This window comes from Limosilactobacillus ingluviei DSM 15946 (assembly GCF_001435775.1).
In the GTDB taxonomy this organism is placed as follows: domain Bacteria; phylum Bacillota; class Bacilli; order Lactobacillales; family Lactobacillaceae; genus Limosilactobacillus; species Limosilactobacillus ingluviei.
The window spans coordinates 1-23,830 of record NZ_AZFK01000040.1 but is presented as its reverse complement, the minus strand read 5'-3'; the positions used below and the strand labels follow the sequence as shown (position 1 = coordinate 23,830).

The window sequence follows — 23,830 nt, the reverse complement described above, 5'->3', positions numbered from 1 at the left end:
CTTGATTACGGTTCTTACTTTAACTTACGAATGTGAAAAAGTCAACAAGTCTAATACCTTGAAATATAGGTATTTATCCACTTTTTAAGTTTATAATTGTGAATAATATCTCAATCAAGGGGAACGTTTTCCCAACCAAGCGACAATGGAACCGCCTTCAGAGCATGTGAAAGTAAATGCAAACTCGTCCTAAGTGACCCCTAAAAAAATATTGGTCTACTTTGCTCCCTAACCTCAACTAGTGGTTAGAAATTAGGCCAGGCCGGTTGCTGTGCTTAATGAACACTTTTGGATCGCCCCAGCTGGCAAACCAATATGGTATAATTAGCTTTCGTGTCAACCAAAACAAAACGTAGTAAATACTAACCGGGGGATCAGCAGCGTCCTCCCATAGAAAGGATTTATCATTGTGACTCAAAAACTCACCTGGAAAGATTATTTGGTGCTAGGTTCCCTCTTTTTTGGGATGCTCTTTGGGGCCGGAAATTTGATTTTCCCGGTCCACCTCGGCCAATTGGCGGGGCAACACTGGCTGGCGGCCGCCGGCGGCTTCTTGCTTTCGGGGGTCTTGTTGCCCCTGATGGCCTTTTTAGCCCTGGGCCTTTCCAAAACCAGCGGCCTATATGAGCTCACGAAACCCTTGGGCAAATGGGTCGCCTTGCCGCTGATCTTATTGGTACAACTGACGATCGGTCCCCTGCTGGCCACGCCTCGCACGGCGACGGTTTCTTATACGATCGGGATCGCCCCGTTTTTGCCGGCCCACTGGCAAGGTGGCGGATTATTGCTGTATACTGGCCTTTTCTTTGGCTTAACCTACTTGGCGATGGTCCAAGAAAGCAAAATCACCGCTTTGATCGGGAAATACTTAAACCCCTTATTCTTGCTGATTCTAGCCGTAATCTTTGCCCTGGCCTTTAGCCACCCCCTCGGTCAAGCGCACCACCTGGCCGCCCTGGGGAGCTACCGCCCAGCGGCCTTTGCCAATGGCTTTTTGCAGGGCTATAACACGATGGATGCCTTGGCCGGGTTAATCTTTGGGATGACGATCATTACCGCCATCCATGAGTTAGGGGTCACCGATCGGACCGCGGTCTCGTGGGCGACCATCAAAAGTGGGCTGATCGGAATGGGGAGTGTGGCAATTATCTACCTCGGCTTGATTTGGTTGGGTGCTACCAGCCGGGCGAAATTTGCCCTCGGTGCCAACGGCGGCATCACCTTGGCGCAAGTTGCCCACCACTACTTAGGCAGCTTAGGGGACGGGTTGTTGGCGGTCTTAACCATTTTGGCTTGTATCACGACCGCGATGGGGTTAGTGGCCGCCTTTGCCCAAGCCCTCAACCAGCTGTTCCCTCATATTAGCTACCGGACCTTTTTACGCTTGGCCTGCGGCGGTTCCTTTCTGATCGCTAACCTCGGGTTAGATCTGATCATCGCCTGGTCGGCCCCCATCCTGACCTTCCTGTATCCGCTCGTGATTGCCTTAATTGTCCTGGGAATTTTAACCCCCTGGCTGGGCTTAGATCGGACCAGTTTTCGGTTAACCGTTGGGCTAACGGCTCTCCCGGCCTTTTTAAGCCTCTTTAAGGATCTACCGCCGGTTTTGGCCCACACTGCCCCCATTCAAGCCCTGGTCACGGTAGCCAGCCACTGGTTGCCGTGGTACTCACTGGGCTTTGCCTGGCTACCGTTCACCTGCCTAGGGCTCTTGCTCAGCGGCCTCTTAAAATTGCGCCGGGCCTAAAACGCCAACAGGCGGCTTCCTCCCCGAATTAATCAGGGCGGAAGCCGCCTGTTTTTTTACCCCAACGCTGCTTGCTGGGCCTTGGCCAATTCTAAGCGCCGCACTTGCCGGGGCAAGAAGCGCCGAATCTCATCTTCATTGTACCCCACCAACATTCGCTTATCATCAAGGATAATCGGCCGACGCACCAAGCCTGGGTGCGTTTGAATCAAAGTCGTCAGCTGACTTAATGACAATTCATCCAGATCAATATTCAGGGCTTGGTAGGCCTTGGAACGTTTGGAAATGATATCGTCAGTCCCATTTTCGCTCATTTTCAAAATCGACTTAATTTCCGCTAAACTCAACGGTTCGACTGCCAGATTGCGCTCTACAAACGGAATTTGGTGCGCCGTGAGCTACGCCCGCGCTTTACGGGATGAACCGCTGCTCGGCGCTAAAAATAACGTTACCATTTCCTCTTCCCCCTTAGCAAAACTAATTCTAAATTTAACGCGTAAGCTCAAACCCCTGCGCCTTTACAAAGGCGGCGACGGCTGGCCGGCGCAGGGTCGCAAAAAAGTCCCGCTGAGTCGTTGTCCAGTCCGTGTCCTTAGGGTGGCTGGGCCGGTGCAAATAATAGTCACGGACTACTTCATCATAGTCCCCTAACTCCGTAAACTGGGCCGCCGGGTAGGTGTCAACGGCAGTAAAGTTAGCCAGCGGTAACCGCGGCTTGACCCCATTTTTCGTCCGGGGAACGCCAATCGTCAACCCAAATAACGGCACCGTATACTTGGGTAAGTGCAACAATTCCGCCACCCGGGCCAAGTCATTGCGCAGGCCACCGATAAAGCAAATCCCCAAGCCCTGCGCTTCTGCGGCGACGGCCATGTTTTCCGCAGCAATCGTGGTATCAACTACGCTGACCAAAAACGACTCCAAATTCGTCACCGGCGCCACCGCCTGACCCGCGGCTTCCAGTAAATGGGCCTGACGGTACAGATCCGCCACAAAGACGTAAAAGACCCCACTTTTTTTGACATAGGCCGCACTTTGGGAAATTTCCGCCAATTCATTCCGCAGCGCCGGAGCTTGCACTTCAATAATCGAAGTAGCCTGCACAAAATTGGACGACGAACCCGCGTGCGCCGCCGTTAATAACTGTTGTTTGGTCGCCGCTGACAGCGGAGTCGCTTCAAAATCCCTCACTGAAACGTGCTGGGTCAATAAATCAAATACTTCCATCTTCCTCATCCTCTTTGATCATTCGTGATCAATACTTTGGGTTAAGTCCAGGTGTTGGTTAACCTCATTGACGACTTCTTCAATCTTGGTTTGTAACGCGGCAACCGACCAGTTCCCTAAATACAAGCGGCGCGGGGCGTGGGCCATTGGGGCCAATTTGACAATCGCCTGGCCGACCAGGACCGGATCGCCGCTTTGGTGGTGATTAAGTTGGCCTAAGCCCGTCATGGTCTGCGCCACAACTTGATACTCGGGCAACGTCTTAGCAGGCCGCTTCATCGAACGCCCATCTAAAAAGTCCGTCCGCACCCCGCTCGGGCCGACCGCCGTAACTTGAATCCCAAACGGCGCTACTTCCGCCGCCAACGCCTCACTCATCATGATGACCGCGGCCTTAGTCGCCGAATAAATGGACTGGCTGGGGCCGGCCACCGTTCCAAAAATGGAAGCAATATTAATAATGCGGCCGTGCTGTTGGGCGCGCATGATCGGCAAGACGGCTTGGGTCATTTGCATTAAGCCAAAGACGTTAACGTTAAAATTTTACTTGACTTCGGCCAAGGTAAATTCTTCAAAGGCCCCTAAAATGGCATAACCCGCGTTGTTGACCAGGACGTCTAAGTGGCCCCACCGCGCCATTACCTTGGCAACCGCCGCTTGGATGCTGGTAGCTTCAAATTGCATTTCCAGTGGTAAAAACTGGGCTTGCTGATCCGGGGCGGCCTGGGCTACCTGCGCCGTTAACCGAGCCGCATTCCGCTACGTTGCCGCCACGGCATAGCCGGCCTTTAAAGCTTGAATTACCGTCGCCAGGCCGATCCCCTTTGATGCGCCCGTTACCAACATTACTTTTGGTTCACTCATGCTTATTTCCTCCTTTGAGCACGGTTAACCGTTCCAACACGGGGTGGTATTTGGCTAAAATTGGTGCCACCACCCGTTCTGCATTTTGCAAATACTGCCAGCCCGCTGGCGTCAAATGAATCAAGACGCTTCGCTTATCCACGCTGCTGGGCTGCCGTTCAATGACCTCACAGGTCCGTTCAAAGCGGGTCAGCATCCGCGAGGTCGCGCTTTGACTGAGCCCTAATTTGGCACTTAAATCATTGACCCGCAGGGGCTGTCCCTCGGCTTGCGCCAAAAAGTGCAAGACGTAAAATTCATTTAAGCTGATCTGATCGACCAGCGTTTGCAACGCGGCGGTCAGCTCTTGATCAATCTGTTGGGTTAAACTTTGTAATTTTAACCAGTCAGTTAAAGCCCTTGTCATCATAATCCCCCTTAATAAAAAGACGGGTGAGCAAAATGGGTGCCCGGCTTCCCCACCCCGTAGCTGGTCTGCCACGGATGATCGTCATCAGCCAACAAATCTAAGATGGCTTGCACGACGGCTTGGCGGGATACTTCAGCATCGGCAAAGGGTTGCCCGCTCGGCACCAATTCGTACTCGCGATCAATGTCATCGTCAAACAACCAGGTCAGCTTCAACAACAGGTAATTGAGGTCCGAATCCTGCATCAACTTGGCGGAGGCCAATTCTCCCTGCAAATAACTTTGCGGCAGGTTCGCCGCCGTCCAGTCCGCCAAGGCTTGGGGAACTTCATTTTCAATGCCGGCAATCGTAGCGGCGATCACGTGCGGAACGTGAGCGGCTTGCATTGCTTGAAGCAAGCTGGCGGTGTCAGCGGCATCCGACATTGAATTTAAATAGACCAGTCCGTGCCAACCAGTGCGGCTTGTAAGCGGGCTTGGTCTTGAAAATCACCATCCACCAACGTCACCCGGTCATTGGCCGCCCACCTTGCCAGTCGTTGACTTACGTGACGACCGTACAAGACTAAGTTTAAATCCGTTTCAGCCAACAGCCGGACCGTCAGTTGGCGGGCAATTTATCCCGCGGCCCCTAAAATCACCATTTTTTTACTCATCATTGTTTCCTCACTTTTAATTTGTTTGCGCATGCATATAATATACGATTGGCCGCTTGGTAAGCCAGGGCAATTTGCTTGCCCTGTAACATCAGCTTAAACGACAAGTTTGTTTGATCAAGAAGTACAGCGCGTGTTCTTCTGGCATCGCATCCGCATCGTAAACCGCTAAGTATTCCCCCTGGGCAATTTTAAGGGCATCGTTTAAGACCCCGGCCTTCCCGCCGGTCCCCGTTCGTTCAATCACTTGAATCCGGCGCTTGGCATACTCCGGTCGGTCCACCACCTGGTGCATCATCGCAGCCGTCTGATCACTGCAGTTATCAGCATACAGCAGGACTTCCACCTGAGCGGGGGGATAATTTAAGTTCAAAATCGCCTGGGTCGTTTGGGAAATCACCAATTCCTCATTGTGCGCGGGAACGACAATGGTCACCGTCGGATAGGTTGGCAACGGCGTCACGTGCGCCCGCTCGTTAGCGTGTTTTAGCCAAAATTTAGTGGCCCCAAAGAGGTTTATCAACGACGTTAACAGGCCGATCCAAATCGTGACCAAAGTTAACATCAAGACGACTTTAATGACCATCTTTTATCACCCCCGGACTAATTACGGCGCGTTCGACCCGGGTATAGATTATCCAGGCGCACACAAAGAGAATCACAAACGACACAAAGAAGATCCCGGTAATCACCAGGGCCACCCACATAAATCCCGTCATCATTGCTCTGCCTCCAGTAAGTATTCCATCACAATATCCGTTTCCAACTCGCAGACCAAGTGGTGGAGCAAGCGGTGAAAATCATACTTAGCCGCTTGGGCTTGCGTCAAGTGGGCTTGCCTCATTTTAAGGCCAGTTGGCTGAACCGGTGCCAAGGCAGCCAAGTGCTGACGCGTCGTCTGCGTTAATTGGGCCATTTGGTGCTCACTCAAATCATAGGAGTAGATTAAAAAAGTCGCATCGTCAATATAAAAAAACTGTTCAGCTGGCAAACGGTGGGTCCGTAGTTCATGCGCCAGCGCGCGCAAAAAGGCGTCGTGCTCTTCCAAGTGGAACTGCTCGTATTGTTGATGGTGTTCCCAGTGAATAATCGTCACATCCAGGGAACGTAAAAAACGCCCGTTTGCAACAATTCCCGTGACCGCTCGTAAACTGCTTGGGCCAGGGCGGTGGTCCGTAAGGTCACGACTGGATCACGGTGTTGCAGATAACGTTCGATTTCGGCTTGCGTAGCCGCTAACCGGCGGTACTGTAACAAATCCCCCCGAATCACGGCCGCCAGGGAAGCCATTAACGGAAAGGCCGCCAATAGCAGTAACTTAGCGGGGATCGGGATCACTACATAACCAAAAAGCAGAATCGCGGTTCCTAGGGCCGTTAAGCCAATCATCAACCAGGTCAACATCAAGCTGGGAAGCAACAATCCTACCACGGCACCCAGCGCCAGTTGTAAGGCCAGGCCGATTTGTAAATTAGCCTGGTAAGGCTGGGCAACAAAAAACAACCCGACTGGCAGTAGCATGACCGCCAATAAGGCACAATAAATCGGTATTAAATTCCGGCGAAGCACTTAGAGTCCTCCCTCAAAAACGTTTTGTCAATCTTTTTCGTGTAAAGTCAATCAGGTTAATTATACCGGTCCCCTCAGCGAATGTACACGCAAGCCAAATAAAAAAGCGCTGGCTCTGTATAGAACCAGCGTAATTAACAATTTTTTCATTAATCGACTACCGCGGCTACGGCTGCTTGCACCGCCGTGGCTTCGGCTTCAACTAAGGCCGTCTTGCTATCAACCACCTTAATATCCATTTCAATTTCCCGGGTTAAACCAGGGGTATTGACTTTCGGCGCAAAGAAGGCCGCAAATTCCGTCTGTCGTTGCCGGGTATGGAAGAGCCGTGCCGTTACCGTAATAAAGGTGGCAAATTCCATGTCCCCACCAACGGTCGCATCCAACCAGCCCCACTCCTGCCGGAGCCAATCCCAGGCCAGTTGTTGGCCCACTGGGTTGGCCAACACGCCCCGGTACCAAGCCCGCAAGTCCTGCGGCTTGATCGTGGCAGCGTCTTCAAAGTGGTCAACCAACTGCTTCAACCAGGTTGGGTTGTCAACCTTGGTCAAAGCCGCCGTCAAATCCTTTTTGTAGGCCGGATCGCTGGTCTGCCGGTAGGCTGCCAACAACGTTTGGAATAAGGCCTCATCACCGAAGTGGCGTAATTCGTTGGTCAAAACCAGCGCCCGGACATCCGCTGGCAATTCCGCGGCCGGGGTCTGCGTAAACAGGGTGTGGGCCGCTGCTACCGCCGCGGGGTCTTCCGCATACAGCGCGGCCGCCAAGACCGTCGGCCGCATCAATTCATCGTCAATGCCTTCGCCGGCTTGCTTAACCCATCCCAAGCGAGCGGCTTGCTGCTGGCTCAGCTGACCAAAATAGCCTTTCAGCACCTTTTCAGCCGCCGTTTGCGGCGTGACAAAGTCCTTTAGGCCGTTGGCAATTTGGTACAGCGCCTCAATCACAATCGCGGATTGACTGGCCTTAAACCGGGGCAGCCAGCCGGCCAACTGGGCGTACGAAATTTGCCGGGCTTCCGCCAGTAAGCGCAAGTCTTGCAGGAGTTGCAACTGCGCAATCGCATCCAGTTCAGTCAAATGGTCCAGCAGATCCGTCAGTAAGGTTTGATCGTACTTGACAATATAGTGGGCCGCATTCCCTACGTTTAAGCGCAATGGGGCCCCCGCCGCTTGGCGCAAACCAGCGTAATCGCCTAAATCCAAGCTGGCCAGCTCCATCAACTGCGGGGCGGTAAAGTTCGCGTTTAATGGCAATGGCCACCGCCGGCCTTGCTCGTTGCCATCTCCAATAAAGAATTGTTGCTGGCTGAGTTGCAAGTGTCCGTCAACGACCTTGGCTTCCACCACGGGGTAACCGGGTTGCTCCAGCCAGGCGTGCATAATCGCACCAATGTCCATTCCGGCCGCTTCGCCAAGCGCTTGCCATAAGTCTTGGCCCTTGGCGTTGCCGTACTGGTGGGCCGCAAAGTAATTCTTTAAACCGGTCCGTAAGGCTTGATCGCCAATCAAGGCCCGCACCATCACTAACAAGCGACTCCCCTTAGCGTAGACAATTGCGCCGTCAAAGATGGCATCAATTTCGCGCGGGTCTTCCACCGCCACGTGAACTGATTGTACCCCATCCGTGGCATCCCGTTGTAAGGCCATCGGGGCTTCTGACGTTTGGAACATTTCCCAAACGTGCCAAGTTGGTTCCAAGGCATCCAAGGCGACGTATTCCATCATGTTGGCAAAGGATTCGTTCAACCACAAGTCATCCCACCAGTTCATGGTGACCAAATCACCAAACCATTGGTGGGCCAATTCGTGGGTAATCACCGTTGCCACCACCCGCTTGGTCTCCAAGGCAGTGTTGTCAGGATCAACTAACAGGTAGGCCTCCCGGTAGGTCACTAAGCCCCAGTTTTCCATCGCCCCAGCCGAAAAGTCTGGCAAGGCCAACTGCCAGGAATGTGGCAATGGGTACGGCGTTTGATAAAAGTCTTCGTAAAATTCAATCGCCCGCTTGGCAATGTCTAAGGCAAAGGCCAGTTCCTTGGCTTGGTGGGCCTGGGTTGCAAAGACGCCGACTTGCACCCCGCTCTTGGTGGTCGTAACCTGCTTTTGCATTTCCCCAAAGGCAAAGGCCACCAGATACGTTGACATCTTGACCGTCGGTTGGAAGTAGTGCACGCCCGCGGTTTCGTGATCTTCGGGCATATTGGCAATGATCGTTTCACCCGGCTGTTCATCGTACTTAATCGCCAGCGCAAAGGTGGCCTTGGCGGCTGGTTCGTCCACACACGGGAAGGCTTGCCGGGCAAAGGTGGTTTCAAATTGGGTCCCGATCAATTGCTTTTTTTGCCCGTCGACCTGGTAATACGAAGGATAAATCCCCATCATCGTATCGGTCAAACGCGTATTGTAATCGATCACCACGGTCACCGTTCCCGCCGTCGGTAAATCAATTTCTAACGTTTCTTTTTCGGCATCAAGTTCAAACGGCACCGCCGTTCCATCGACGCTCACCGCCGTCACGTTTAAAAACTTTTGATTCAGCGCAATGTGCGCTGCCTTAGCTTCCCCGGTGACGGTGGTCCGACCTTGAATCGACTTGGTCGCCCGGTTAATGTCTAAATATAAATCGTAATGGGCCGGTACGAACCGGTCTAACAAGCGTTGCTTGGTCATTTCCTTGCTTCCTTTCTACTTTGCCGTTGGTTCAAGCTTGATTTGGCAGGCCAAGAAGTCCGCCACGGTTTGATAAACGGCGGGACTCCAAAAGTCCTTTTCGTGATCCGCGCCCTTGACCCGGACCGCTTCCACCGCTACCCCGGCAGCAGCCAAGGCCGTCGCCATGTCTTCCATTTCATGATATGGCACAACTTGGTCGGCATCCCCATGTAACAATAAAAAGGCTGGGTAGGTTTGCCCAGGTTGGATCCGGTACAACGGACTCATTTCCTTCATTTTAGCCGGCCACTGGGCTGGGTCTTGCCCGAATAGACAGATTTTCAACAAATCAGAACCTGGCACATGCTGCGTATAAGCAAAGGTATCCGCCACATCCGTAGGGGCAAAGCAAGCCACCACTGCATTTACCTGATCCGACTGGTCCGGATAATCAGCGGTCCGGTAAGCCGGATCATTGGCAGTCAACGCCGCGAGCAAGGCTGCATTCCCACCGGATGACGTCCCCCACAAGACGACTTGGTGCGGGTCGATTGCATACTGCGCCGCATGCGCCCGCAAGTAGCGGATCGCCGTCTTGACATCTTGCAAAAAGGCCGGGAAGGGATGGCCCTCAATCGCGTTGCGGTGTTGAACCGTGGCAACGACAAAGCCCTGATGCACATATTGCACCAGTTGGGGGATTTCTTCCCCCAAGGTCGGTCGTTGCCAGGAGCTGCCCTGCACAAAGACCAACAGGGGCCGGGGCGCTAATTCAGCGACCCGATGCCGTTGCAGCCACGGGACCAACAAAGATAGGTGCAAAGCTTCCCCATCAGCCGCTGCGTAAGTTACGTTTTCAATCAACCGGACTTGGCCGGCCAAGGTTGGATTGTTGGTAAGTTCTTTAATTTGCATTCCGCACCTCTTTAACTTGGTTGATTAATAATTTCTTTGGTTTGAATTTGCAAACGGGTATCAAGTTGGTAGACGATCGGCTCAGCATTAGGAACCTCAACACGATCAATTTCTGCATCACCGATCCCTTCCAGGTATTTGATCAAGGCCCGCAACGAGCTGCCGTGCGCAACCACCAGCTGATCTTGGCCCGCTAACAGCCGGGGCGCAATCTGATCCTGCCAATACGGGACCAGACGCCGTTCGGTCATCGCCAGGCTTTCGGCCCGCGGAATGGCCACCCCCAAGCGATCATACCGCGCTTCGTGCTGGGCGCGTGGCAACTGGGGTGGCACCGCCGTATACCCCCGACGCCAGGCCTGCAGTTGGGCCGCCCCGACCTTGGCCTTCACCGCCGCCTTATTCTGGCCACTTAGAGCCCCATAGTGGCGTTCATTTAACCGCCAGGTTTTAAACATAGGAATATATAACTGATCCTGGGCCGCCAAAATCAAATTGGCGGTCTTGATCGCCCGTTGCATGTACGAAGTGTGCACCGCCCCATACTGGTAGCCTCGTTGGGCCAACAGCCGACCGACCGCTTGGGCTTGGGCAATCCCGTGAGGTGTCAAGGGCGAATCCGTCCACCCCGTAAAAATATTGGCTAGGTTCGCCTGGCTTTGACCGTGACGAACAATGACTAATCTTGCCATACTTCACCCCCTCTTTTTCTCGTTCTTATCTTATCACGAATCTGCCCACTGCCGGGTGAATTGTGGCGCTGATTTCCTTACTTGACTAAAGTTTGGACTACCACCATCAAAATTGGAATTACGATCACCGACAAAACGGTCGTTTCCGTCACCATAATCGCTGCGTAATCAGCATCGGCGTGATAAAGCTTTGAAACGACCGGCGCATTGGTCATCACCGGCATGGCCGCTTGAATAATAAAGACTTGTTTCATCAACGTCGGCATGGCCGTTGGCAAAACCAACAGGGCCATCAAAGCCGGCGCAATGAGAAACCGCCCCAGCAAAATTCCCCAGGCATCGTGATTAAAGCGGACCCGGGCCAGGCCAGCATTAGAAATGGCAATCCCAATAAACAGCATGGACAGCGGGATCGTTAAGCCCCCCAAATAATTGCACGTCGACAAAATAAAGCGGGGCAACTTAACGTGGGCAACGACTAAAATTACCGCCACAATAAACCCCAACAGCGGCGGAGAAAACAACTTGCTCAACGCCTGTTTGACATCCAATTTGGCTGCGCCAGTGCCATCCTTTTGAATCAGCCACACCCCCAAGGTCCAAAAAAAGGTCGTGTTGGCCATGTAATATACCAAAACATACGGAATGGACGGGCTGCCAAAGAGGGCTAGATTAATCGGCAACCCAATAAAGACCGTATTCGAATTAAAAAACATCGATGAAAACAAGCCCAAGTGATCGCGCTTAATCGCTAAGGCCTTGGCCACCGCTAACGACAGGGCAAACAAAATCAACATCGAAATCACCGGATACCGCAAATCCGGCAGCAGAACATGGAGTTGATCGGCAGAAAATTCCTTGGTAATCGTTGAAATCATGTAGGCTGGTAAGGCCACTTGCGTCACGAGCCGCGAAATCACCCGGCCCGAAGCGGGGGTAAACCAGCTCCGTTCATTCAGGATAAAACCAATGACCACCATCGCCAAAATTACACCGACCCCCGAAAGCGCCGCTAAAAAGACCGCAAACATTTAATTTTCCTCTCTTACGTGTAGTTTTTGTCGAAGCGAAACTCGCCTTAAGTAACCCTATTATTGTATGCCGGATTCAAAGGGATGACCAGCTTAAATGAGAGAAAAATTAGAAAAGGAGCTGGCAAAACGCACCAGCTCCTCTAGAGTCATTTAATATTTATCTGGAGCCGGCACCGACGTGATCAAGGTCAGTTGCCCCCGGAAGGTCCAGTCCGTGACCGGGTGCGGCAAGATAAAGTGCTGCCCCTTAACGAGGGGATAAGTTTGGCCCGCCACCACCAATTCACCGTGCCCCGCAATTACCGAGGCCAAAACAAAGGCTTGTGAGCCCATTTGTTGCGGCAACTCCCCGTTGACGACCACCTTTTGGACCGTAAAGTATGGTGACGTCGGTGGCGCTACCAAGGTGGTCACCGTTGAGGCGCCCACGGTTTGCGTGGTTTGGTGCAATTGGGGAGCAACAAAGGGAACCGTAATGACTGCCTTGGCGGGTGCTAAATGGAGCTCTCGTAACTTGCCATCCGGGCCCTTGCGATCATAATCATACAAGCGATAGGTCACGTCGGAACTCTGCTGGGTCTCGAGCACTTCAATCCCTTCGGTCAAGGCGTGGATCGTCCCGCTGGGCACGTAGACAAAGTCCCCCGTCTTGACTGGCAGTTTCCCTAATAATTGGCCCCACTGGCCGGTATCGATCAACTCGGCCAATTCAGCTCGGCTCTTCGCCTGGTGGCCATAAATCAAGTAGGCGTTCGGCTGGGCCTTTAGGACGTACCAACATTCCGTCTTGCCTAGCTCGCCTTCATGCGTACGGGCATATTCATCGCCAGGGTGAACTTGGACGGACAGCTTGGCATTGGCGTCTAAAATCTTGGTTAATAACGGGAAGCGATCACCCTGAGGGTAATTAAAGAGCGCCGGTTGACTTTGGTAAAGGGTGGCCAAATCTTGCCCGGCAAACTCACCATTCGCGACGATACTGACCCCATGGGGGTGCCCAGAAATTGCCCAACATTCGCCGATCGGCCCGGCGGGAATTTGGTAACCAAAGTCACTGGCTAAGTGGCGCCCGCCCCAGATTTTTTCATGGAAGACGGGCTTTAAAAACAGTGGTGCTTGCGTCATACTACTCATTTCCTTTGTTAGTGTGTTTGAACGTTTCCTTGCAACCCTGGATCAATCACGAAGCTGACCTTATGATCGACGGTGCCATCAATGTGATAAGCCGGTTCCACATCTGCTCCCCAGCTATCGATCCCCCCAACACCACGGACCGCCCCCGCAATTACCAGTACGGTCCGCCGGGCTGGCGGCAATTCCTCTTGGTGGGTGGCATTTTCTAATTCTTCACTGGTGTATGGCAAGGCACTAAAGGCAAAATCGCCGTTTGCAGCCTTAAAAGTCAAGCTAAAGGGTTGATCATCATGATCGGCGTTGTTCAACGTCGTCTGCCGGGTGATTTTTACCCACTTGGTAGCCATGTGCATCCCATTTTCCTGGGGTACCAAATACTTAGTCACCGGTAACCCTTGAATTTCGTAGGTTCCCGGCCGCCCGCCGGCCATCCGGTCCGGATAAGTTTCGCCCGACAGACCTTCATATTCATAGCCGGCGGCCATCGTTGGCATGATCAAGCGCATCCCAAAGACCGGCAGCTCTGGCAAGCCGGCTTGGCCGTGGTACTTGGCGGTCACCTTCAGCGTCCCATCAGCCTTGACCTTATAGGTCACCTTCACCGTCGTCGCGGGAACCGTCAACGTTTGGTAGGTAAAAGTAATTTTAACTTTTTCAGCTTCTTCATGGTTGGTAAATTCATTCGTGGCTGGCGCGACCGGCACTTGCTTGAATTTGCGCTCATCGACTTTTAAGCTGATTGCTTGGCACGGTAAGGCATAATCCGCGGCTAACCACTGGGCTGCTTTCACATTAAAGCCATTGCCCCGGTCATTATCGGTCGTTGCCCGCCAAAAGGTCGGCTTGGGCTCCCGGTAGAGCCATTCCTTGCCTTTGATCTTCAGGGATTCCAACCCACCGCGTTCGTATGAAAAGAGGTAGGCGAAATCGGGTCCCTGCAGGCCGAGGGTGCCGTCGCCATAAATCACGTGGAGCTTATTTTGGTAATCCATAGTAGTACTTAACCTCCTGCATTGCTGGCTTTGGGGTTCGGTCGGCAAACATAATGCCGTCCCCCGAGAATTCATAATCAGCGTGACGGTCATCAAAATCCCCGCCGTAGCGCATCACTTCTTGGCCGGTTACCGGATCGGTCACTAAGAGGGCTTGATCAATAAAGTCCCAGATAAAACCGCCGGCGTATTGCGGGTATTTTTGCATCAAACGGATGTACGAACCCATCCCCCCAACGGAATTCCCCATCGAGTGCATGTATTCGCATTCCAAGAACGGTTTATCCGCGGTTTGCAGGTATTCTTCAACCCCGGCCGGCGGCAAATACATCCAACTTTCGACGTCGGAGATTCGGTCACGGTAGGCCGGATTGCGGATTACCCCTTCATAGTGGGTCAAGCGGCTGCTGTCGTGGTCATGATAGTACTGATCCATCGCTGCAATGTCCTCACCAGCATACGATTCATTCCCCAACGACCAGAACAGGATCGCCGGGTGGTTCTTAAAGGTTTCAAAATTCGTCCGCGCCCGATCCAAGACCGCTGGCAGCCACAAGTCAACGGAGCCTGGCACGTTATAAGATGGTTCAACTGCCCCACTCTTTTGCCAGGTCCCGTGGGTTTCCAAGTTGTTTTCGGCCATCATGTAAATCCCGTTTTGATCACACAATTGATACCATTCCAAACGATCAGGGTAGTGGCAGGTCCGCACAGCATTAATGTTGTTTTCCTTAAAGGTGGCGATATCCTGGTGCATATCGGCCAGCGTAATCGTCCGCCCCGTCTTCGCGTTCCACTCGTGGCGGTTAACCCCATTAATAATCAGGCGGTGGTTATTAAGCATAATGACGTGATTGGCATTGATTTCAATCCGCCGGAAGCCAAAGTCATATGGCACGACTTCCAAGAGGGCCCCCGCGGCGGAATAAACCTTAATTACCAAGTGGTACAGGTACGGATCATCCGTATCCCACAGGTGGACCTGTTCAAAGGTTACTGGCGCTAATTCCACCGTTGCCGCGCTGGTCAAGCGCTGGTGCAGCAACGACGTCTGGCTCGCGTCTTGAACATCGACGGTTAAATAACCCGCTTCCTTGGCCGTCAGCTTTAACTTCAACGCCAACTGGCCACTGGTAAAGTCATCGTTGACGGTTGGCAAGATGTGCAAGTCTTCAACGTGGATCGCCGGTTGGGCCAGCAGGGAAACGCTGCGGAACAGCCCCGAAAAACGGAACATATCTTGGTCTTCTAACCATGACGCCGAGGAATGCTTGAAGACTTCCACAACTAAGACATTGCCCGTCGGCTGTAAATAAGGCGTCAGATCAAATTCGCTCGGGGTAAAGCTGTCTTCGGCATACCCAACGAAGTGCCCATTCAGCCAAACGTACAAGGCGCGTTCAGCCCCTTCAAAGCGGATCCGGACATCCTTCCCTTGCAAACCGGCAGCTAAGTCAAAGGTCCGCCGGTAAATCCCCACGGAATTGTCGGCCGCCGTGGAAAAGTCGTCCAGGGCTTGCGGATTATCGCCGGTCCCAGCGGGCCGCCGGTAAATTTGGCCTTCCCAGGGATACCAAGTATTAATATAGTGAATCTGGGCGTAATCACTCAATTCAATTTCGCTGGGCACGGTAATTTCATCGAAGGGACCTTCAAAGGCTGGCACCCAAAAGTTGGCGGGCCGCTCGTTCGGCGTCGCCGCAAAAATAAACTGCCACTTGCCATCTAATGACTGCACCAAACTGCTAGCAGCCCCCGCCGCTTCTGCTTCACTGGCAAAGGCTTGGTGGTCACTGTGCGCGGGGATTTGATTAACCCGAAAGACGGTCGGATCATCCAACCATTTTAATTCTGCCTCCATCAACAAAAAACCTCCTCATCCTAGCGCGGACAGCCTAAAGCCCTTTCGCTTAGGCCACCTGGCGACCTAGTGGTGACATCTCTTACACTTAGTTTTTTTACTAAATGTTTACCATTCCAGTATAGCGCTTTCATTTCAGGATGATAAGGGTTGACTTCAACAAATTAAGGAAACCTTCATGATTTAACCAACAAAAAAGCCCCCACAACGATCAAATCGTCATGAGAGCTTAGTAGTGCGGCAAAGAGGACTCGAACCTCCACGGTCTAAAACGACCACAAGATCCTTAATCTTGCGCGTCTGCCAGTTCCGCCACTGCCGCGTCAACAGATAATATATTATCAAATAACTTAGCTGTTGGCAAGGCTTACCGTGAAGTTTTTTCTATTTTCTCAAGAACCAGCCGCCCCCGGCACCGGCCACAACGGTAACGGGCCAAATTTACCCGCCGCTTGCGCCAATATCTAATCCCGCAGGCTTGGCATTGGTAACAGTAGCGCTGCTGCGCTTGAACCCGGCGCCGCTGGCTGGTGCGTGGGGCATACCGGGCTCCACCAACCGCCGCCAAGAGTTGCTTAAAATCCTGGTCCCGGTGTTGGTAGCCGCGCCCGGTCAGGTGCAAATGGTAGTGACACAACTCGTGTAGCACCACCCGTTTTAAATTGGCCAAATCAAATTCTTCCAACATCAAGGGGTTAATATCAATGTGGTGGTCACTTAAGTGGTAGCGGCCCCCGGTTGTCTTTAGGCGCCGGTTGAAATAAATCTGGTGGCGAAAAGGGCGCTGAAAGGCCGCTAACGACCAGGCCTGGGTATAGGCCAAGAGCTCTTGATTAGTCATTCGGGGCCAACATGGTCAGCTGAATCCGTTCCCGCTTCAAGTCAACGGATTGAACCCAGACCGTGACAATATCACCGACGGCCACCACCTGTCGTGGATCATTGACAAATTGCTTCGTTAAGCGCGAAATGTGGACTAACCCATCGTGTTTTACCCCAATGTCCACAAAGGCGCCAAAGTCCACCACATTGCGAACCGTTCCTTGCAGCTGCATCCCCGGTTTCAGATCCGCCAATGTCAAAACGTCTTGCCGCAACAGTGGCGCCGGCATCGTATCCCGCAGGTCCCGGCCCGGCTTCATCAAATCATCAATCACGTCTTTAACGGTGACATCCCCAATGGCCTCGCTAGTAAACTGAGTAATTGGCAAGGCCTGCAAACGCTGATTGGCCGCTGCACTCCCCAGTTGCGCAGGACTGACGTTGGCCGCCGCTAATACCTGGCGGGCCAAAGGATAGCTTTCCGGGTGCACATCGGTATTATCCAGGGGATTGGCCCCATCAATAATCCGCAAGAAGCCGGCGGCCTGCTCAAAGGCTTTCGGCCCCAAGCGACTAACCTTCAGTAATTGTTGCCGGTCCGTGTAAGCCCCATTTTGTTCCCGATAATTGACGATATTTTTGGCAATCGCAGCGGACAGGCCGGAAATATGGGTCAATAATTGAGCACTGGCCGTATTCAGGTTCACGCCCACCTGATTAACCGCCCGCTCAATCACCGCCGCCAACTCGGCCTTAAGTTCACCGGTCGGTAAATCGTGTTGGTATTGGCCCACGCCAATTGCTTGGGGATCAATTTTCACCAGTTCGGCCAACGGATCTTGTAAGCGGCGCCCGATACTGATGGCACTACGCTTTTCGACCGTCAGGGCTGGGAACTCGTCGCGGGCCGCTTGGCTGGCCGAATAAACGGACGCGCCGGCTTCATTGACAATCACATAGTAAACGGGCCGTGACAGTTGCTTTAACTCCGCCGCAACAAATTGCTCGGACTCCCGGCTGGCCGTTCCATTCCCGATCGCCACCATTTCCACTTGGTATTTTTCAATCAGGGCGCGTAATTCTGCCCCGGCCTTGGCCCGCTTAGCTGCCGGCGCGGGGGCATGGGGATAGATCACGGCAGTTTCCAACAGCTTCCCGTTTTGATCCAAGACCGCCAACTTGCACCCGGTCCGGTAGGCCGGGTCAAAGCCTAAGACAACCTTGCCCTTTAGTGGAGCTTGCATTAACAAGTGGTAGAGGTTTTCACCAAACACCGTAATCGCCTGTTGGTTGGCTTGGTCCGTCAATTGCCGGCGAATTTCGCGCTCCGTCGCCGGCAACAGGAACCGCCGGTAGGCATCCAGGGCCGCTTGCTTCACCAAGGCGGCGGCCGGACTGGCTTCGTGACTGCCGATCAAGCGGAAATTCAGATAGTTTTGGACCGTTGCTTCGTCCAGGAGCAGCTTCACGCGCAAGACTTTCTCGCTTTCTCCCCGGTTGATCGCTAAGGTCCGGTAAGAAGTCATCTCTTGGACTGGTGCGCTAAAATCATAGTATTGTTGGTAAACCCCGCGCTCATCCAGCGTCGCGCCATCCTTTTTTACCGCGGTTTCAATTTGCCCATGCTGCTGGGCAAAATTCCGCAGCCAGGCCCGGACCGAGCTCATTTCACTGATCGCTTCCGCCAGGATCTCATGGGCCCCCGCCAAAGCTTGGTCGGCATCAGCCACTTCTCCCTGGACGTATTTGGCGGCTTCCTGAGCTGGTGCAGTGGCCGAATAAGTCAGCAGCCAATTGGCCAGCGGCTGGAGCCCTTGTTGTTTGGCCACCTGTGCCTTGGTTTGCCGTTTCTGTTTATACGGTAAGTACAGGTCTTCCACCGTAGCCAGGTCCGGCGCGGCTTGCACCTGCGCCGTCAACTTTGGCGTCAGTTGGCCAGCTTCTTCAATTGCCTTGAGCACCGTTTGCTTGCGGGCCCACAGCTCACTGGCCTTGTGGTAACTAGTTTGAATTTCTTGCAGGGCAACTTCATCCAAGGTCCCGGTCTTTTCCTTACGGTACCGGGCAATAAATGGAATCGTATTGCCTTCATCCATTAACTGCAAAGCCGCTTCGACCTGCCAGCTTTGGTAAGCTGGTAAGGCCGAAGCGACTTGCTTAACAAGTTGGTTCTCCATGCTTCACCTCTTAATCTACTGGCGCCACCACGTGTCTTGGGGGGCCACGGGCAAGTGGCGCTTATGGCCCGTCTTTTGATACCAAGCTTCGATTTTGGCTGCTGCGGCCGCGGCCACGGGCTGGCCTTCCAGATAATCATCAATTTGTTGGTAAGTAACCCCCAAAGCCTGTTCATCTGGCAAGGCTGGTCGCTCTTCTTCCAGATCCGCCGTCGGGGTCTTTTCATATAGGTGCGCCGGGGCGTTTAGGGCGACTAGTAAGGCGCGCCCTTGCCGTTTGGTCAGCCCCGTCAAAGGCGTTAGGTCGGCCCCACCATCCCCAAACTTGGTGTAAAAGCCCGTCACAGCTTCGGCAGCGTGATCCGTGCCAATCACCGCGCCCCGGTGGGCCCCCGCAATCGCGTATTGGGCGATCATCCGCTGGCGGGCCTTGATGTTGCCCTTATTAAAGTCCGAGATGGTCTCCCCGGCCGCTTCCAGACTGGCCAACATGGCGTCGGTGGCCGGCTTGATATTTACCCGCACGGTTTGATCGGGGTGAATAAAGTCATTGATTGCACTCATCGCATCGGCTTCATCAGCTTGTTCGCCATAAGGCAAGCGCACGGCAATGAATTGGTAAGCTGGATCCTTGGTTGCGGCTCGCAAGCCTTCTACCGCCAGTTGCGCTAAGCGCCCCGCCAAGGATGAATCTTGTCCCCCAGAAATGCCCAACACTAAGGTCTTCATTCCCGTTTGACGTAAGTAGTCTTGGATAAATTGCACCCGGCGCTTGATTTCTGCGGTCGGATCAATCTTAGCCTGTACCTCGAGGGCCGCGATAATTTCGGTTTGTTTAGTCATCTTGTTCTTCCCCTAATGCTTGCACGTAATCATGAATTTGGGCAATCAATGCCATCTTATTGTCATAGCACTTTTGCGACAGGTCAACTGGGTAAACTTCAGGATTAAGATCCCGCTTATATTCATCCCACAGGCGGTTTAAGCGCTCTTGATGCGAATGTTTGATTTCATCCAAGCTTGGTTCATCATAGACCAATTCCCCATCCACAAAGATATCTTGCAAGAGCGGCCGGGCCACAAAGTCCTTCACCGTCTTGTGCAAGAAGGTAAATTGTGGGTCAAACATGTACAAAGAGTCTAATTGCCGCGGATCTTCGTCCGCGAGGGTCACGTAATCCCCTTCGCTCTTGCCGTCGGCCCGGTCGGTAATCCGCCAAACCTGGTGCTTCCCTGGCGTTGATACCTTAGTGACGTTGTTGGAGAGCTTCATCGTATCGACCATTTCGCCCTGGTCATTTTCAACCGAAACTAACTTGTACACGGCGCCCAAAGTTGGTTGATCATAAGAAGTAATCAGCTTGGTGCCCACCCCCCAGGCATCAATCTTAGCGCCTTGCATCTTGAGGTTTTGAATTGTCTTTTCATCCAAATCATTGGAAGCGAAGATTTTGGCCTCCGGGAAGCCCGCTTCATCCAGCATTTTCCGCACTTGCTTAGACAGATAGGCCATATCCCCACTGTCAATCCGCACCCCTTGGAAGTTGATCCGGTCCCCAAATTCCTTCGCGACCCGAATTGCCGTTGGCACCCCACTCTTTAAGGTATCGAAGGTATCAACCAAAAAGACACAATCGTGATGAGTTTGGGCATAGGCCTTAAAGGCCGTATATTCATCACGGTAAGTTTGTACCAACGCGTGGGCATGGGTCCCAGAAATCGGAATCCCGAACAGCTTGCCGGCCCGCACGTTGCTAGTGGCATCAAACCCACCAATGTAGGCCGCCCGGGTCCCCCACAACGCGGCATCAAATTCCTGGGCGCGCCGGGTCCCAAATTCCATCAGCAGTTGATCACCCACCACGGACTTAACCCGGGAAGCCTTGGTGGCAATCATAATTTGGAAGTTAATCACGTTTAACAGGGCCGTTTCGACCAGGGACGTTTCCAGCAAATTCCCTTCTACTTGTAAGATTGGTTCGTGATTAAAGACCAATTCCCCTTCCACAACGCTCCGGAGCGTCCCTTGGAACTTAAAGTCCGCCAGATAATCCAAAAAGGCCGGATCAAACATGCCCGTGGACCGTAAGTATTCAATATCGGTGGCCGTAAAACGCAAATTTTTCAAGTACTCAATAATCCGGCTCAAACCCGCAAAAACGGCATAACCGTTTTTAAAGGGCATCTTCCGAAAGAACGCTTCAAAGACCGCCTTCCGATCACCAATTCCTTGCTTCCAGTAGGTTTGCATCATCGTTAATTCATAAGCATCCGTATGCAAAATTAAGCTATCGTCGGGGTATAAGTATTCCATGATTTTCTCCTAATCTCAATTCTTGGTTGCAGGCCCTGATAACCTTCGTCAGTCATTTCCCGCTACTTTTCCAACACAAATTCAAACCGGTTGCCAACATATTGCGAGTGGACGTATTCAAACGGCCGGCCATCCTGCAAATACGACACTTGATTCATCCGCAATAACGCATCCCCCCGGCGAATTCCGAGGTATTCGGCAATCCGTTCAGTGGCACTTACCGCTGAAACGGCTTGGGTTGCATGCCCCGGGTAAAGGTTGGCCTTATCCGCCAAAGTCTTGAAAAAGGAGGTCGTAATCTCTTCTTTACTGAACCCTTCGACTAACGACGCTGGAATCGTCGCGGCTTCGTAGCAAATCGGGATTTGATTGCCATAGCGGATCCGTTCCATCCGCAAGACCCGTTCCCCAGGTTGTAAATGCAGGGTTTCGGCCTCATTTTGTGATGGAAAGGTCAAATGATACGAAATCGTCTTGCTCGATGGTTCCTTGCCCAGGGCTTGCATCAATTCCGTAAAACTGGTAACCCCCGCCATTTTCTCTTGGACCTTGCGATTGGCAACGTACGTCCCGGCGCCCACGCGGCGCTCTAAGATCCCATCGTCGACTAAGGTTTGAATCGCTTGGCGCAAGGTCATCCGACTCACCCCAAATTCCGCGGCTAATTCCCGTTCCGCCGGAATTTTTTCACCGATTTGCCATTTCCCGGCTTCAATATTTTCGCGTAATTCATTATGAATTTGAATGTAGACTGGTGATCCCATGCGTCATTGCTCCTCTCCTTATAAATGTCGGTTGGATGTTTATCCTCTATTTTAACACTTGCCAAATTGGGCTACCAATTTTTTTAGTGCCCATTGGCATTTTTGGCCTCGTTGGGAACGGAATGGTCCAAATTAAAAACAGGATCAAGCGAATTTTTCTTCCCTTGATCCTGTTTAGCCCCGTTAGTCCTGACCTAACTTTTGGCATTTAGCTAATTCAATCGTCCGGTCAATGATCGTCGATTGCGAATCCACAACCGGAAATTCCGTTTCGGGATCCATTTCTTCAGCATACGATAACTCCGTACAGCCCAAAATCACCACGTCGGCGCCTTGCTCTTCAATCATCGCTTGCACCAACCGGTGATACTTCGCCCCGTCCGAGTGGCCCGCTTGCTTGATGTCATCGTAGATCAACGATTCAGTCGCCGCTAGCAATTCCGGCGTCGGTTTGACAATTTCATAGCCTGCCTTAGTCAAATACCCATCATACAAGCCCGATTGAATCGTCCCCGGCGTGGCCAAGAGGCCGACCCTCTTGGCTTGCGGCGTAACGTGCTTGATTTCTTTGACCGTCTCTTCGATCATGTTCAAAATTGGAATCGAAGTGGCGGCTTGCAATTCATCATAAAAGTAGTGGGCCGTATTGCAAATTAACACAAAAAAGTCTGGCTTCAACAGACTTTGCTGCCGAATATCTTCCAATAAGGCTGGTCGTGGATCTTCTTTTGTGTGATCCAAAATCCAACTGGTCCGATCCGGCACCGTCGCGTGGTTGACCACGATGTAATCGTAGTAATCCTGATCCGCATGCGTCGGGGTCCGTTGATCCAATAAGCGCACGTAGGATTCCGTGGCCAAGGTCCCCATCCCACCTAACACTGTAAAGAAATGCTTCATTTTCATTACCTCATTCCCCTGCTAGAGCCCCCCGGCCCCGCAATTTACTTGTTAATTTTAACACATTTTACTGGTTACTGAAAAAAGCCACCGGATCAAAGGCCGCAACCTGGCGTAGCCAAGCCGCTGTCCCCTCATCCACCGCCGGCGCGGCCACAAAGGGAAAGGGGCCCAACAAAGCTTGCACGGCGGCCCAATTTAAGTGCTCCGCCCGCCAAAACTGCTGTTGCAATTGCCGGGCCAAGGCTTCGATTTGTTCCGTTTGCTGGGTCTGCAACAGGGTCAACGCTGCCGCTTGGCGGCTGAGCTGCGCCGCGATTAATTGATCAACTTCCGCTGCACTAAGAAGCTTTGTCAGCTCGACCCGCCGCTTGAGGGGAACCGCTGGGACTTCGCGACGCAAAAAGGCTGCTAAGACCGGCCACGCCAAGCTGACTTGCGCCCAAAACTGCCAAGGCACCCGTCCCTGGGCCGTCTGCATCAAGGTCGTCAGCGCCGCTTGACCATCGCCCGTCGCTAATAGTGGCTGTGCCAATTCTTGCAAGCACCGCTGGGCACTTTCCTGCAGCACTGGGGGCAACCGCCGTTTCGCAGTGAGGGCAAACCGGGCCACTAAAAAATCTGGCCCCTGCCCATCCGCAATCGTTCGCTGCTGGCGGTGAATCCGCCCCTTTAACGTCCGGTGATGACTTGCCCTGGCTACGCGAGCAAACTGACCTTGTTTTGGCATGGTGAAGCTTCCTTTCTTGAACGTAAAGAAACAAAAAAGCCGCCACCACCGTGACGACTTTGTCAGTTGGGCTAGCTGGATTCGAACCAGCGCATGACGGTACCAAAAACCGTTGCCTTACCGCTTGGCCATAGCCCAATAATTAAAATGGAGGAGAGTGGATTCGAACCACCGAACCCGAAGGAACGGTTTTACAGACCGTCGCGTTTAACCAGACTTCGCTACTCCTCCGTAAGGTTAATCGTTTCATCTGAACAATCAACATATATTATAATACACAATCCCTCACCCGATTGCAAGGTCTAATTTATTTTGGTTCTTCGTCAACTGGTACTGATGAACTTTTAGAAGAATAATTGGTCTACCCCCA

General features: G+C 52.7%; 23 protein-coding genes, 3 tRNA genes and 3 pseudogenes. 1 reads left to right on the top strand and 28 read right to left on the bottom strand.

All coding sequences use genetic code 11. The features are described from left to right. Nucleotides 1–406 precede the first annotated feature (406 nt). A complete protein-coding gene (gene brnQ, locus FC43_RS05330; RefSeq protein ID WP_156648296.1) occupies nucleotides 407–1,747 on the top strand; it encodes a branched-chain amino acid transport system II carrier protein in 1,341 nt (446 codons plus the stop codon). 56 nt (nucleotides 1,748–1,803) lie between these two features. Here the strand turns inward: brnQ and spx are convergent. From spx to FC43_RS05205, 28 genes and pseudogenes are all read right to left on the bottom strand, one after another. Beyond that, nucleotides 1,804–2,202, bottom strand: a pseudogene (gene spx / locus FC43_RS05325) (transcriptional regulator Spx). Nucleotides 2,203–2,236: 34 nt separating this feature from the next. Further along, entirely contained in the window at nucleotides 2,237–2,974 is a 738-nt protein-coding gene (locus tag FC43_RS05320; protein WP_056954694.1) for an NADPH-dependent oxidoreductase, read from the bottom strand. Nucleotides 2,975–2,992: 18 nt separating this feature from the next. Continuing rightward, a pseudogene (locus FC43_RS11195) lies at nucleotides 2,993–3,703 on the bottom strand (SDR family NAD(P)-dependent oxidoreductase); the annotation flags it as partial. Nucleotides 3,704–3,733: 30 nt separating this feature from the next. Then, entirely contained in the window at nucleotides 3,734–3,838 is a 105-nt protein-coding gene (locus tag FC43_RS11365) for a hypothetical protein (RefSeq protein ID WP_019206901.1), read from the bottom strand. Next, nucleotides 3,831–4,244 (bottom strand): MarR family winged helix-turn-helix transcriptional regulator, encoded by a 414-nt coding sequence (locus tag FC43_RS05310; RefSeq protein ID WP_202812966.1) that lies wholly within the window; start codon nucleotides 4,242–4,244, stop codon nucleotides 3,831–3,833. Before FC43_RS05310 ends, FC43_RS11365 begins: the two co-directional genes overlap by 8 nt. 11 nt (nucleotides 4,245–4,255) lie before the next feature. Continuing rightward, entirely contained in the window at nucleotides 4,256–4,672 is a 417-nt protein-coding gene (locus FC43_RS11360) for an NAD(P)H-binding protein (RefSeq protein WP_056954690.1), read from the bottom strand. A 5-nt stretch (nucleotides 4,673–4,677) separates the two neighbouring features. Continuing rightward, nucleotides 4,678–4,836: a Rossmann-fold NAD(P)-binding domain-containing protein gene (locus FC43_RS11355; protein ID WP_019206904.1), complete on the bottom strand. Its 159-nt coding sequence runs from the start codon at nucleotides 4,834–4,836 to the stop codon at nucleotides 4,678–4,680. Nucleotides 4,837–5,011: 175 nt separating this feature from the next. After that, a pseudogene (locus FC43_RS05300) lies at nucleotides 5,012–5,488 on the bottom strand (glycosyltransferase family 2 protein); the annotation flags it as partial. Continuing rightward, nucleotides 5,478–5,624, bottom strand: a complete 147-nt coding sequence (locus FC43_RS11240; RefSeq protein ID WP_164478920.1) for a hypothetical protein — start codon at nucleotides 5,622–5,624, stop codon at nucleotides 5,478–5,480. The gene FC43_RS11240 and the pseudogene FC43_RS05300, both read right to left, overlap by 11 nt. Continuing rightward, the gene (locus tag FC43_RS05295; RefSeq protein ID WP_156648291.1) at nucleotides 5,621–5,950 is read right to left on the bottom strand and encodes a hypothetical protein; all 330 of its coding nucleotides are present in this window, start codon (nucleotides 5,948–5,950) and stop codon (nucleotides 5,621–5,623) included. The genes FC43_RS11240 and FC43_RS05295 overlap by 4 nt, the downstream gene beginning before the upstream one ends. 44 nt (nucleotides 5,951–5,994) lie before the next feature. Next, a complete protein-coding gene (locus tag FC43_RS05290) occupies nucleotides 5,995–6,471 on the bottom strand; it encodes a hypothetical protein (protein ID WP_040470208.1) in 477 nt (158 codons plus the stop codon). A gap of 149 nt (nucleotides 6,472–6,620) precedes the next feature. After that, nucleotides 6,621–9,143, bottom strand: coding sequence for a M1 family metallopeptidase (locus tag FC43_RS05285; protein ID WP_056954683.1), 2,523 nt, complete (start codon nucleotides 9,141–9,143; stop codon nucleotides 6,621–6,623). Nucleotides 9,144–9,158: 15 nt separating this feature from the next. Continuing rightward, complete coding sequence (locus FC43_RS05280; protein ID WP_056954681.1) at nucleotides 9,159–10,040, bottom strand: alpha/beta hydrolase; 882 nt, start codon at nucleotides 10,038–10,040, stop codon at nucleotides 9,159–9,161. A gap of 11 nt (nucleotides 10,041–10,051) precedes the next feature. Continuing rightward, the gene (locus tag FC43_RS05275; protein ID WP_056954678.1) at nucleotides 10,052–10,732 is read right to left on the bottom strand and encodes a 2,3-bisphosphoglycerate-dependent phosphoglycerate mutase; all 681 of its coding nucleotides are present in this window, start codon (nucleotides 10,730–10,732) and stop codon (nucleotides 10,052–10,054) included. A 77-nt stretch (nucleotides 10,733–10,809) separates the two neighbouring features. Further along, nucleotides 10,810–11,763 carry an AEC family transporter gene (locus FC43_RS05270; protein ID WP_056954676.1) on the bottom strand — a complete coding sequence of 318 codons (954 nt, stop codon included), beginning with the start codon at nucleotides 11,761–11,763 and terminating at the stop codon, nucleotides 10,810–10,812. A gap of 153 nt (nucleotides 11,764–11,916) precedes the next feature. Next, nucleotides 11,917–12,891, bottom strand: a complete 975-nt coding sequence (manA, locus tag FC43_RS05265; protein WP_056954674.1) for a mannose-6-phosphate isomerase, class I — start codon at nucleotides 12,889–12,891, stop codon at nucleotides 11,917–11,919. 17 nt (nucleotides 12,892–12,908) lie between these two features. Then, nucleotides 12,909–13,892, bottom strand: a complete 984-nt coding sequence (locus FC43_RS05260) for a beta-galactosidase small subunit (protein ID WP_019206912.1) — start codon at nucleotides 13,890–13,892, stop codon at nucleotides 12,909–12,911. Next, nucleotides 13,876–15,753 (bottom strand): glycoside hydrolase family 2 TIM barrel-domain containing protein, encoded by a 1,878-nt coding sequence (locus FC43_RS05255; RefSeq protein ID WP_056954672.1) that lies wholly within the window; start codon nucleotides 15,751–15,753, stop codon nucleotides 13,876–13,878. The genes FC43_RS05260 and FC43_RS05255 overlap by 17 nt, the downstream gene beginning before the upstream one ends. Nucleotides 15,754–15,989: 236 nt before the next feature. Beyond that, nucleotides 15,990–16,075 (bottom strand) — tRNA-Leu (locus FC43_RS05250). A 45-nt stretch (nucleotides 16,076–16,120) separates the two neighbouring features. Continuing rightward, entirely contained in the window at nucleotides 16,121–16,594 is a 474-nt protein-coding gene (locus FC43_RS05245; RefSeq protein WP_056954670.1) for a SprT family protein, read from the bottom strand. Further along, a complete protein-coding gene (locus FC43_RS05240) occupies nucleotides 16,587–18,752 on the bottom strand; it encodes a Tex family protein (protein WP_056954668.1) in 2,166 nt (721 codons plus the stop codon). Before FC43_RS05240 ends, FC43_RS05245 begins: the two co-directional genes overlap by 8 nt. 15 nt (nucleotides 18,753–18,767) lie before the next feature. Then, nucleotides 18,768–19,595: an ammonia-dependent NAD(+) synthetase gene (gene nadE, locus FC43_RS05235; protein WP_019206916.1), complete on the bottom strand. Its 828-nt coding sequence runs from the start codon at nucleotides 19,593–19,595 to the stop codon at nucleotides 18,768–18,770. Next, nucleotides 19,588–21,066, bottom strand: a complete 1,479-nt coding sequence (locus tag FC43_RS05230; RefSeq protein WP_019206917.1) for a nicotinate phosphoribosyltransferase — start codon at nucleotides 21,064–21,066, stop codon at nucleotides 19,588–19,590. The genes nadE and FC43_RS05230 overlap by 8 nt, the downstream gene beginning before the upstream one ends. Before the next feature lie 62 nt (nucleotides 21,067–21,128). After that, nucleotides 21,129–21,830: a GntR family transcriptional regulator gene (locus FC43_RS05225; RefSeq protein ID WP_019206918.1), complete on the bottom strand. Its 702-nt coding sequence runs from the start codon at nucleotides 21,828–21,830 to the stop codon at nucleotides 21,129–21,131. A 183-nt stretch (nucleotides 21,831–22,013) separates the two neighbouring features. After that, nucleotides 22,014–22,730 carry an aspartate/glutamate racemase family protein gene (locus tag FC43_RS05220; RefSeq protein WP_056954769.1) on the bottom strand — a complete coding sequence of 239 codons (717 nt, stop codon included), beginning with the start codon at nucleotides 22,728–22,730 and terminating at the stop codon, nucleotides 22,014–22,016. 67 nt (nucleotides 22,731–22,797) lie between these two features. Continuing rightward, complete coding sequence (locus FC43_RS05215; protein ID WP_056954666.1) at nucleotides 22,798–23,460, bottom strand: hypothetical protein; 663 nt, start codon at nucleotides 23,458–23,460, stop codon at nucleotides 22,798–22,800. Between the two features lie 66 nt (nucleotides 23,461–23,526). Next, nucleotides 23,527–23,598 (bottom strand) — tRNA-Gln (locus tag FC43_RS05210). Between the two features lie 10 nt (nucleotides 23,599–23,608). Next, nucleotides 23,609–23,691, bottom strand: a tRNA-Tyr gene (locus tag FC43_RS05205). Between the last annotated feature and the right edge of the window lie 139 nt (nucleotides 23,692–23,830).